Raw genomic sequence first — 12,057 nt, forward strand, 5'->3', positions numbered from 1 at the left:
AAAAACAACAACACAGCCGGAGTGCTTCAAATGGCGATCCACATCTGCACGGCGCCTTGCTGCTGGGGCGTCGATGACATCAAGAACGCGTTTCTGCCACCGTGGCGACGGGTGCTGCGCGAAGCCGCCGATGCGGGCTATCGCGGCATCGAGCTGGGGCCCTATGGTTATCTGCCGCTGGAGGCGGAAATCCTCAATCCAGCACTGTCGGAGCACGGCCTGCACATCGTCGCGGGAACGATTTTCGATGACTTGGTAAACCCCGCCAATCTGCCCGAACTGCTGCGCCAGACCCACGCCATCTGCGGCTCGCTCAAACAACTGCCGCCCTTGAAACCCCAGCCCGGCCAGCGCTTCGGCGGGCCCTACCTGGTGATCATCGACTGGGGCCACGACGAACGCGATTACGCGGCCGGCCATTCGGACCGCGCGCCACGCCTGGACGACGCGCACTGGAACGCGATGATGGCGCACATCCGCGCCATCGCCGCCCTCGCCTGGGACACCTATGGCATCCGCGCCGTCATCCATCCTCACGCGGGCGGCTACATCGAATTCGCCGATGAGCTGGCGCGGCTGGTGGATGACATCCCCCACGACATTGCCGGGTTGTGCCTGGACACCGGGCACCTCTACTACGCCGGCATGGACCCGCTCGCATCGCTGCGCACCTACGCCCATCGCTTGGATTACCTGCACTTCAAAGACATAGACCCGGCGGTCTTCGACCAAGTGCTGAACGAGCGCATCCGCTTCTTCGCCGCCTGTGCCCGGGGCGTGATGTGCCCGATAGGACGCGGTGCCATCGACTACCCGGCCCTGCATGGCCTGCTGCGTGAGCTCGGCTACCAAGGCGCGATTACCGTCGAACAGGAACGCGACCCGCGCAACGCCGCCACCAGCCTGGACGACGTGGCGGCCAGCCGCGCCTATCTGGCCGGCATCGGCTTCTGACCAAAGGAGGACAATACTTATGATCAATGGCAGCAAAACCCTTGGACGGCCCCTGCGCTGGGCCATGGTCGGCGGCGGCGAGCACAGCCAGATCGGTTACATCCACCGCTCGGCCGCCCTGCGGGATCGCAACTTCGAACTGGTCGCCGGCGCGCTGGACATCGATCCGGGCCGTGGCCAGGCCTTCGGCGAAGCGTTGGGGATCGACCCGGCGCGCTGTTATCCGGACTACCTGAGCTTGTTCGAGCTGGAAGCACAGCGGCCCGACGGCATCGAGGCGGTGTCGATCGCCACCCCCAACGGCACGCACTACGCCATCACCCGCGCCGCCCTGGAAGCCGGCTTGCATGTGGTTTGCGAGAAACCGCTGTGCTTCACCCTCGACGAAGCCGAGGCGTTGCGGACCCTGGCCAGGTCCCGGGGCCGTATCGTCGGCCTGACCTACGGCTACGCCGGGCACCAGTTGATCGAACAGGCGCGGGCAATGATTGCAGCCGAGGAGCTGGGGGAGATTCGCATGGTGCACATGCAGTTCGCCCACGGTTTTCACAGCGCGCCGGTAGAGGCTCAGAGCCAGGCGACGCAATGGCGCGTCGACCCGCGCCAGGCCGGCCCCAGTTATGTGCTGGGGGATGTCGGTACGCATCCGTTGTATCTGTCCAAGGTGATGCTGCCCGAGCTCAAGATCAAGCGCTTGGTGTGCAGCCGGCAGAGCTTCGTCGCCAGCCGCGCGCCGCTGGAGGACAACGCCTACACCTTGATGGAGTACGAAAGCGGCGCGATGGGCATGGTCTGGTCCAGCGCGGTGAATGCCGGTTCCATGCACGGCCAGAAAATCCGCGTGATCGGGTCCCGGGCGAGCCTGGAATGGTGGGATGAGCGCCCCAACCAGCTCAGTTTCGAGATCCAGGGCCAGCCCGCGCAAACCCTGGAGCGCGGCATGGGCTATCTGCACGACGACGCCTTGCTGGACGACCGCATCGGTGGCGGTCATCCCGAAGGGCTGTTCGAGGCCTGGTCCAATCTCTATCGCCGCTTCGCCCTCGCCATGGACGCCGCCAACCGTGGCGACGCCCAAATGCTGGCCGCGCTGCGCTATCCCGACATCGACGCCGGCGTGGACGGCGTGCGCTGGGTGGAGCGCTGCGTGGAATCGGCCAACAACGATTCAACCTGGATCGCCTATTAACCTGCTGCCACAGGTAACCAATGTTGATCAACGGAGAACAACAATGAAAATCGCCCTCGATCCCTACATGCACCGCCACCTGAGCCTGCCGGACCTGTGCCGCAAGACCGCCGAGCTCGGCTACCAATACCTGGAACTGTCGCCGCGTGAAGATTTCCTGCCGTGGTGGGTTCGCCCTCGCGTCCACAAGGAACGCATCACCGAATTCAAGAAAGCCCTGCGCGACCATGACCTGCAACTGGCGTCGCTGCTGCCGATGTACCGCTGGGCCAGCCCCCACGAGGATGAACGCCGGGCGGCGGTGAACTACTGGAAGGAAGCGATCCACGTTGCCGTGGAGATGGGGTGTACGACGATGAACTCGGAGTTCGGTCGCGGGCCGTCGCCCGATCGCGGGCACAAGATCAGCTGCTGTGGCGGCATGCACAGTCATGAGTCGAGCGAAGCGGCCTGGTGGCGCTCGATGGAAGAGCTGGTGCCGATCCTCGAATCCGAAGGCGTTACCCTCAACGTCGAGCCGCATCCGGAGGACTGGTGCGAAACCCTTCAGCCGGCCCTGGACATGCTCAAGACCGTCGGTTCAGACAACGTGAAGTTTTTGTACTGTGCCCCCCACACGTTCTACTTCGGCGATGACATGCAAGCCATGATCGCTGAAGCCGGGTCGATGATCTCCCATGTCCACATTGCCGACACCTACAACCACAAGGCCTCGTCCGGCCTGCGCTATATCGTCAACCCACCCGGAGCCAAGGTGACGGTGCATCAGCACATGGACATGCACCAGGGCGAGATCGACTGGGACCTGTTCTTTGGCGAACTGGCGAAGACCGGCTTCGACGGCATCGTCACGGCGTGTGTGTTCGGCTGGGAGGAACGGGCCGATGAATCCGGGCGTTTCATGCGCCAGGAGATCCAGTCCTACGTCGACAAATACTTCAGGTAACTCAGGCCTGTCACGGTAGCAACGGCACGATCCGCGGCTCGATCCCCTGCTCGCTGACCTCCAGCAACGCCAGCGTCACCGGCAACTTGAACCGCCGCCGGCCGGCGCTGCCGGGGTTGAGGTAGAGCCGCTCGCCACGCCAGTCGATCAGCGGCTTGTGGGAATGGCCGGTGATCACCACCCTTACAGCTGGATCGAGCGTCGCCGGCACATCGGCGATGTCATGGACCAACAGCACCTGCCACCCGCCCAGGTCGAATTGCAACTGATCGGCGATCTGTCCCGCCCAGTCGGCCTCCAGGTCGTTGTTCCCACGTACCACGTACAGCTCGCCGATGGATGCCAGGGCTTCCAGGATCTGGTGGCTGCCGATATCACCGGCATGAATGATCCTCTCGCAGCCTTGCAGCGCGTCCAACGCCTCGGGGCGCAGCAAGCCGTGGGTGTCGGATATGACGCCAACTTTCATGAACCTTCCCCTTGTGCCGTGTGTCGTCGGCTGTATAGGCCTCGTCGCAGTTAGCTAACGTGCTGAAATGGAATAGGATAGGCTGTGCGCTGCAAGCGCACGGACCCGTCGTGTAGAAGGATAAGCCAATGCTCGGACGCAAACAGCCAGAGCCCAGGATTGAAAGCCCCGATCAAGCGTTCCCGCAGGCTGTGCGAGCCGGGGCGGCGTTTCGGCTGACGGTCAGTTTCATGCTCGTGGTCGTCATGGCCTTCCTGGCCGTCGAGGGCTGGCGCACATGGCGCGATTATCGCGCGGCCTTCGCTTCCGCCCGCGACTCGGTCACCAACCTGGCGAGGGCAACCGCCCAACACGCCGAAGACGCCATCCGCCAAGTGGACGTGCTCACCGCCGCCCTTGCCGAACGAGTGGAAGGCGACGGGCTGCAAAACATGGACATTGCCCGTATCCACAAGCTGCTCATCCAGCAAGCCGCGATCATGCCGCAACTGCACGGCTTGTTTATCTACGGCCCGGACGGTCAATGGCTGGCGACAGACAAGGACGTGATACCGGAAATGGCGAACAACGCCGATCGAGACTACTTCCAGTACCACCGCACCCACCAGGACCGTGGCGTGCGTATCGGCGAAGTGATCAAGAGTCGTTCCACCGACGACTTGATCATTCCTGTCTCGCGCCGTTTGAACAACCCCGACGGCTCTTTCGCCGGCGTGATGCTCGGGACCGTCAAGGTCAGCTATTTCGTCGACTATTACGGTGACTTCAAGATCGACGACAAAGGCGCGCTGGTGCTCGCATTGCGCAGTGGCACGATCCTGGTACGACGGCCCTTCGTCGCCTCGGTGATCGGCAAGAGCCTGGTCAACAGCGTGATCTTCCGTGAGCACCTGCCAACCTCCAACCAGGGCGTGGCCGAAGCCCGGGCGGTCGTCGACGACACCGAACGCTTGTACGGCTACCGGGCCCTGACCACCTACCCGCTGGTGGTGGAAGCCGGTTTGTCCCGCGAATCGATCGTCGCCCCGTGGCGCCGGGACTTGTTCAAGACCAGCCTGGTGCTGATATTCCTGATCGCCATCCTGGTGGGTTTCGGGCTCATCGTGTTGAGCCAGCTGCGCTACCGCATGACCATGGAAAAGCAGATCCGCAGCGCCCACCAAGCCATGCGGGACATGGCCCTGACCGACAGCCTGACCGGCCTGGGCAACCGTCGGCGGCTAGACAGCGCCCTGGCCGATGAGCTGCGCCTGGCCAAGCGCCAGGGTTCGTCCCTGGCCCTGATCATGCTCGACGTCGACTACTTCAAACGCTTCAACGACAAGTACGGCCATGCCGCCGGCGACGACTGCCTGCGGGCGATTGCCAGCGCGATCGGGCAGACGATCAAGCGGCCCGGGGACCTGGCGGTCCGCTACGGCGGCGAGGAATTCACGGTGTTGCTGCCCAATACCGACAGCACTGGCGCCGCCCAGGTCGCGCAACAAATCCTCGAAGCCGTCAGGGCCCTGAACATCGAGCATGGCGATCATCCCCTGGGCATCGTCACCATCAGCGCGGGCATCAACACCTGCCAGCCGAGCAGCGAGGACGTGAGCCCCGCCATGTTGATCAAGGCCGCCGACGCGTTTCTGTACCTGGCGAAGAACACCGGGCGCAACCGCTGGTGCAGCATCGGCGCCGCCCAGGGCTGACCGCGTATCGGCTCATTTCCCCCGACACAGGCTTGCACAGGTGCCGATCCGGCGCCTGGCGGCTACAATGCGCGCTTCGACCGTGACCAGCCTGACTAAAAAAACATGTCCTTGCCTAAACATCATCTGGAATTGCTCAGCCCCGCCCGCGACGTGACCATCGCCCGCGAGGCGATCCTGCATGGCGCCGACGCCGTGTACATCGGTGGCCCGAGTTTCGGTGCGCGTCACAACGCCTGCAACGAGGTGAGCGATATCGCCGGGCTGGTGGAGTTCGCCCATCGCTACCATGCCCGGGTGTTCACCACGATCAACACGATCTTGCATGACAACGAGCTGGAGCCGGCCCGCCAGTTGATCCATCAGCTCTACGATGCCGGCGTCGATGCCCTGATCGTCCAAGACCTGGGCGTGATGGAACTGGACATTCCGCCGATCGAGCTGCACGCCAGCACCCAGACCGACATTCGCACACTCGCCCGGGCGAAATTCCTCGACCAGGCCGGTTTCTCGCAGCTGGTGTTGGCCCGCGAGCTGAACCTGCAGGAAATCCGCGCCATCGCCGACGAAACCGACGCAGCCATCGAGTTCTTCATTCACGGCGCGTTGTGCGTGGCGTTTTCCGGCCAGTGCAACATCTCCCACGCGCAAAACGGCCGCAGCGCCAACCGTGGCGATTGCTCCCAGGCCTGCCGCCTGCCCTACACCCTCAAGGATGATCAAGGCCGGGTGGTCGCCTACGAAAAGCACCTTTTGTCGATGAAAGACAACAACCAGAGCGCCAACATCCGCGCCCTGGTTGAAGCTGGCGTGCGCTCGTTCAAGATCGAAGGCCGCTACAAGGATGCGGCCTATGTGAAGAACATCACCGCCTACTATCGCCAGCGCCTGGACGATGTCCTCGAAGACCGCCCGGACCTGGCCCGCGCTTCCAGTGGCCGCATCGCGCACTTCTTCGTGCCGGACCCGGACAAGACCTTCCACCGTGGCAGCACCGACTACTTCGTCAGCGAGCGCAAGATCGACATCGGCGCCTTCGACTCCCCCACGTTCACCGGCGTACCGGTGGGCGTGGTGGAGAAAGTCGGCAAGCGCGACCTGCACGTGGTGACGTCTGATCCGTTGTCCAACGGCGACGGCCTCAACGTGCTGGTCAAGCGCGAAGTGGTGGGTTTCCGGGCCAACATCGCCGAGCCCAAGGGCGAGTTCCTCGATGACGAAGGCCAGAAGCGCTACCGCTACCGCGTCGAGCCCAACGAGATGCCCGCCGGCATGTACCAGTTGCGGCCCAACCATCCGCTGAGCCGCAACCTGGACCACAACTGGCAGCAAGCCTTGCTCAAGACCTCCGCCGAGCGTCGCGTGGGCCTGGCCTGGGTCGCGCAGTTGCGCGAAGAGCGCCTGGAGCTGACCGCCACCAGCGAAGAAGGCATCAGCGCCAGCGTTGCCCTCGACGGTCCTTTCGGCCTGGCGAACAAGCCAGAACAAGCCCTGGAGCAGTTGCAGGACCTGCTCGGCCAACTGGGCACCACCGAGTACCACGCCACGTCGATCAAGCTGGACGCGCCCCAGGCGTTTTTCATTCCCAACTCCCAGCTCAAGGCACTGCGCCGCGAGGTGATCGAAGCCCTGACCACGGCGCGCGTCGCAGCGCATCCACGGGGCGGGCGCAAGGCCGAAACCACGCCGCCACCGGTGTACCCGGAGTCGCACCTGTCGTTTCTGGCCAACGTCTACAACCAGAAGGCCCGGGACTTCTACCACCGCCACGGCGTCAAGCTGATCGACGCGGCGTTCGAGGCCCACGAGGAAACCGGCGAAGTACCGGTGATGATCACCAAGCATTGCCTGCGTTTTTCGTTCAACCTCTGCCCCAAGCAAGCCAAGGGCGTCACCGGCGTGCGCACCAAGGTCGCGCCGATGCAGCTGATTCACGGCGATGAAGTGCTGACCTTGAAGTTCGATTGCAAACCCTGCGAGATGCATGTGGTCGGCAAGATCAAGGGGCATATCCTCGACCTGCCATTGCCGGGCAGCACGGCTCAGCCAGTGGTGGGGCATATCAGCCCGGAAGATCTGCTCAAGACGATTCCGCGCGGGACGCATTGACTCCAGTCACCACCGAACCCTGTGGGAGCGGGCTTGCTCGCTCCCACAGGGGATTTTTCATTTCTGCGCCGTTTGCGCTTTTTCCGGCGACATATTCCGTTCTTAGGGCTCCCCCAACCGGCGCTCATGGTGCTAGGTTGTAAGTGATTGTTTCACCAAACGACACTTTTCCCTTGCAAAGGAATGCCCCTCACCATGAACTTCCCGTTCAAGCGCCTGGCTATTGCCACCCTCGTACTGTCCACCCTCTCGTCCTACTCGATATCCGCCAACGCCAACATCACCGCCCAACAGAGCGCGGACTTCGTCAAGACCTACGCCGATACCTCGGTCAGCGATTTCCGCCAGTTCCTGGCGAGCGTCGCCAAGAGTGAGCTGGCCAAATCCGCGAATCTCGGCCCGGCCATCGATGCCTTCCAAGGCAACAAAACCCTGTCGGCGGAACAACAGAACGAAATCCATCGGCTGCTCGGTATCTACGCCCGGGTGAAGTATGGCAAGGCCGCCACCGAGACCTTGCGCCAGTTAGTGGAAATCCAGACCTTTCGCAAGGACGGCGTGGCCCAGCATGAAAACCCCGAGTTTCTCAAGATCGCCGACAAGATCAAAAGCCTGGCCACCGACTTCAACCTGAACTTCCGCAACATCGACAACCGCGTCTATGAGATTTCACTCGAAGGCAGCGGTGACGAAGTCGTGGGCATTCACGCCCATGCCGACGTGGTGCCGGTGACGCCGGAAAACTGGGTGCTCAAGGACGGCACCAGGCTCGATCCGTTCAAGGTCACGCTGGTGGGCGATCGCATGTACGGTCGAGGCACCGAGGATGACAAGAACGCCATCGTCGTGGCGCTCTACGCCATGAAGATCATCAAGGACGAAAAACTGCCGCTGGCGCGCCACTTCAAGCTGCTGGTGGACACGACCGAAGAAACCACCGGCGACGCCATCCCCTACTATTTCGAGCGCAACCCGACGCCCAATTACAACCTGGCGCTCGATGGCAGCTACCCAGTGGTGATCGCCGAGAAAGGCTACGGCACGGTCATGGCGAACTTCCCTCGCCGGGCGGGCGAAGGCAAAGGCGCTGAAGTCGTTGCAATGACCGGCGGCATGGCGACCAACCAGATCCCGTCGACTTCAGTCGCGACATTCAGCACCGACAAACCCGCCGAACTGGCCGCCAGCCTGCTCAAGGCCGGCACCGACTACGCCAAAGCCAATGGCGGCGACTTTGAAGTAAGGAGCGAGGTGGCCGATAAAACCGTCAAGCTGACCTTTACTGGCGTATCCGCCCATTCCTCCGAGCCCGAGTCAGGCGTCAACCCGGTCGCCAGGATGCTGGCCTTCATCAATGGCCTGGATGGCAAGGTCGCGCTCAAGCACAACCACATCACCGACGCCGCGCGTTACGCCACCGACAACTGGGGCCTGGATTACCTGGGCAACAAACTGGGCATCGGCTTTTCCGACGCGTTCATGGGCCCGCTGACAGCCTCGCTCACCTACGTCGGGACGGACGACAAGAGCTTCAAGCTCGCCGTGAACCTGCGGGTGCCCGTGGGCAAGCCAACGGACACGCTGAAGGCTGAGATCAACGACAAGCTCTCCGCGTGGGCCAAGAAGTCCGAGGTTGCCGTGACATTCGACAACACTATCGACGAACCCATGTACCGTAACCCCGAAGGCGAATGGGTCAAGGCACTGCTGGCCGTCGCCACCGAGAACCTGGGCATGGAGCACAAGTTCGGCACGTCCGCCGGGGCCACGTCGGTCCATGACTTGCCCAACGGCGTGCAGTTCGGCCTGGCCATGCCCGACGTCAAGTACACCGGCCACAACGACAACGAGTTCAAGACCGTGGAGCAGTTCCTGCTGGACCTACAGGTCGTGACCGAAATGATGGGGCGGATCGGGCAGTTGCCGAAGCTCTAAGTAACGGCGTGCTCCCCATCGCCGCAACCACCGACGTCCACAAGGAATCCCGATGCCCCCACGCTCAGCCCCTGCTTTAACCGCTGGCACCGGTTTCGTCCGGGTGCGTGGCGCCCGCGAACACAATCTCAAGAACGTTGACGTGGACATTCCTCGCGATGCCCTGGTGGTGTTCACCGGCGTGTCGGGTTCCGGCAAATCCTCGCTGGCCTTCTCCACGCTTTACGCCGAAGCCCAGCGTCGTTATTTCGAGTCCGTCGCACCTTATGCCAGGCGCCTGATCGACCAGGTCGGCGTGCCGGACGTAGGCAGCATCGAAGGCCTGCCGCCGGCTGTCGCCTTGCAACAACAGCGCGGCACGCCCAGCGCGCGCTCCTCGGTGGGCAGCGTCACCACCTTGTCGAGCCTGATCCGCATGCTTTACTCCCGCGCCGGCAGCTACCCGGCCGACCAACCGATGCTCTATGCCGAGGACTTTTCGCCCAACACGCCCCAGGGCGCGTGTCCGCAATGCCACGGCCTGGGCCGGGTTTACGAAGTGACCGAAGCCACCATGGTCCCCGACCCTTCGCTGACCATCCGCGAACGCGCGGTAGCCGCCTGGCCCATGGCATGGCAAGGGCAGAACCTGCGGGACATCCTCGTGACACTCGGCTATGACGTCGACATTCCCTGGCGCGACCTGCCGAAGAAGCAACGCGACTGGATCCTCTTCACGGAAGAGACCCCCACCGTCCCGGTGTACGCCGGGCTCACCCCGGCCCAGACCCGCGACGCCCTCAAGCGCAAACTCGAACCTAGCTACCAGGGCACGTTCAGCGGGGCCCGGCGCTACCTGTTGCACACCTTCATGCATTCGCAAAGCGCGCAGATGCGCAAGCGGGTGGCGCAATATATGCGCGCCAGCCCCTGCCCGGTCTGCGAAGGCAAGCGCCTCAAGCGCGAGGCGCTGACCGTTACCTTTGCCGGGCTGGACATCGCCGAGCTGTCCAACCTGTCATTGCTGGAATTGGCCGAGGTGCTCAAGGCCGTAGCGGCGCCGGATTATCTGGAGCAGCCCGAAGAATCGGGCGATGTTCTCACCCATCGCCAGACGCGCGAGGCTCGTGAGCAGCGCGCCGCCAGGGGCGACAACCCGCACGCTGGCGGGCCGGACGCGCGCCACACGCCCAATCTGTCCCTGGAAAAGCGCTTGGCCGCCCAGCGCATTGCCGCCGAACTGCTGGAGCGCATCGTCACGCTGATCGACCTGGGCCTCGGCTATCTGGCCCTGGAGCGCAGCACGCCGACGCTTTCCTCCGGCGAACTGCAACGCCTGCGCCTGGCGACCCAGCTCAACTCCCAATTGTTCGGGGTGATCTATGTGCTGGACGAACCTTCCGCCGGCCTGCACCCGGCCGACAGTGAAGCGCTTTTTGGCGCCTTGCAACGGTTGAAAGCAGCAGGAAACTCGGTGTTTGTGGTCGAGCACGACCTGGACACCATGCGCCGCGCCGACTGGCTGATCGACGTGGGCCCCGACGCGGGCGAGCAAGGCGGCAGGGTCCTTTACAGTGGCCCGCCCGAAGGCCTTGGGCAAGTGCCCGAATCCCGCACCCGCGCCTACTTGTTCGCCGAAGAACGGGCCATTGCGCGCCATCCGCGCCCACCCAAGGACTGGCTGCGGCTGGACGGCATCACCCGCAACAATCTCGACAACCTGAGCGTGGGTTTTCCCCTGGGCTGCTTCACGGCTGTCACCGGCATTTCCGGTTCGGGCAAATCCAGCCTGGTCAGCCAGGCCCTGCTGGATCTGGTCGGCGCCCACCTGGGCCAGCCCGGCGCCAACGCCGATGGCGAAGAGCAAAGCCTGGAAGACGAACCGGTGCTGGCCAGCGGCGGCCAGGTCACCGCCGGGCTCGAGGGGGTCAAGCGACTGGTTCAGGTCGACCAGAAACCCATCGGCCGCACGCCACGCTCCAACCTCGCCACCTATACCGGGCTGTTCGACCATGTGCGCAAGCTCTTCGCCGCGACAGAGCAGGCACAAGCGCTCGGTTTCGATGCCGGACGGTTCTCCTTCAACGTCGCCAAGGGCCGTTGCGAAACCTGTGAGGGGGAAGGTTTCGTCAGCGTGGAATTATTATTCATGCCCAGCGTGTACGCCCCCTGTCCGACCTGCCATGGCGCCCGCTACAACCCACAGACCCTGGAAGTGACCTGGCAAGGCCTGGACATCTCCCAAGTGCTGCAATTGACGGTGAACCAGGCCCTGGAGGTCTTCGCCGAGCAACCGCCAGCCAGGCGTTCGCTCCAGGTACTCAAAGACATCGGCCTGGGCTATCTGCGCCTGGGCCAACCGGCCACCGAACTGTCCGGCGGCGAGGCCCAGCGGATCAAGCTGGCGACGGAACTGCAACGCAAGGCCCGAGGCGCGACGCTTTACGTGCTGGATGAACCGACCAACGGCCTGCACCCCCAGGACGTGGACCGCTTGCTGGTGCAGCTCAATCGACTGGTGGATGAAGGGCATACGGTGGTCGTGGTGGAACATGACATGCGCGTGGTAGCGCAAAGCGACTGGGTCATCGACATCGGGCCAGGGGCCGGGACCCAGGGAGGCAAAGTCGTGGTGTGCGGCGCGCCGCAGGTGGTGGCGAATTGCGGGGAGAGCCGCACGGCGCCGTTTCTCAAGAAGGTCTTGGAGTGAATGTTCACCTTGGCCAAGGCACTGCAAGCCGCACCACCCTTTCATTGTGGGAGCGAGCTTGCTCGCGATGGC

Annotated in this window: 8 protein-coding genes; 7 read left to right on the plus strand and 1 reads right to left on the minus strand. The window is 63.5% G+C overall.

The window, feature by feature from the left end; genetic code table 11:
• The first annotated feature begins 30 nt into the window (after positions 1-30).
• The 3 genes from J3P92_RS13690 to J3P92_RS13700 are packed head-to-tail and all read left to right on the plus strand — an operon-like array spanning position 31 to position 3,089.
• Positions 31-954 (plus strand): TIM barrel protein, encoded by a 924-nt coding sequence (locus tag J3P92_RS13690; RefSeq protein ID WP_434647541.1) that lies wholly within the window; start codon positions 31-33, stop codon positions 952-954.
• 19 nt (positions 955-973) lie between these two features.
• Positions 974-2,143 carry a Gfo/Idh/MocA family protein gene (locus J3P92_RS13695; protein WP_434647543.1) on the plus strand — a complete coding sequence of 390 codons (1,170 nt, stop codon included), beginning with the start codon at positions 974-976 and terminating at the stop codon, positions 2,141-2,143.
• A gap of 43 nt (positions 2,144-2,186) precedes the next feature.
• Complete coding sequence (locus J3P92_RS13700; RefSeq protein ID WP_434647545.1) at positions 2,187-3,089, plus strand: sugar phosphate isomerase/epimerase family protein; 903 nt, start codon at positions 2,187-2,189, stop codon at positions 3,087-3,089.
• Positions 3,090-3,099: 10 nt separating this feature from the next.
• Here J3P92_RS13700 and J3P92_RS13705 read toward each other — a convergent pair whose 3' ends face one another.
• Positions 3,100-3,558, minus strand: a complete 459-nt coding sequence (locus tag J3P92_RS13705) for a metallophosphoesterase family protein (RefSeq protein WP_434647547.1) — start codon at positions 3,556-3,558, stop codon at positions 3,100-3,102.
• Between the two features lie 128 nt (positions 3,559-3,686).
• On the opposite strand from J3P92_RS13705, the gene J3P92_RS13710 reads away from it, so the two are divergent.
• From J3P92_RS13710 to J3P92_RS13725, 4 genes are all read left to right on the plus strand, one after another.
• Positions 3,687-5,252, plus strand: coding sequence for a sensor domain-containing diguanylate cyclase (locus J3P92_RS13710; RefSeq protein WP_434647550.1), 1,566 nt, complete (start codon positions 3,687-3,689; stop codon positions 5,250-5,252).
• 105 nt (positions 5,253-5,357) lie between these two features.
• Positions 5,358-7,361 carry a peptidase U32 family protein gene (locus J3P92_RS13715; protein WP_420763817.1) on the plus strand — a complete coding sequence of 668 codons (2,004 nt, stop codon included), beginning with the start codon at positions 5,358-5,360 and terminating at the stop codon, positions 7,359-7,361.
• Positions 7,362-7,556: 195 nt separating this feature from the next.
• On the plus strand, positions 7,557-9,296 hold the full coding sequence (locus J3P92_RS13720) for a dipeptidase (RefSeq protein WP_434647553.1): 1,740 nt from the start codon (positions 7,557-7,559) through the stop codon (positions 9,294-9,296).
• Between the two features lie 52 nt (positions 9,297-9,348).
• The gene (locus J3P92_RS13725; RefSeq protein ID WP_434647556.1) at positions 9,349-11,985 is read left to right on the plus strand and encodes an excinuclease ABC subunit A; all 2,637 of its coding nucleotides are present in this window, start codon (positions 9,349-9,351) and stop codon (positions 11,983-11,985) included.
• Positions 11,986-12,057: the final 72 nt, after the last annotated feature.

Origin of the sequence: Pseudomonas sp. D3-27 (assembly GCF_051132165.1) — a bacterium.
Lineage (GTDB): Bacteria > Pseudomonadota > Gammaproteobacteria > Pseudomonadales > Pseudomonadaceae > Aquipseudomonas.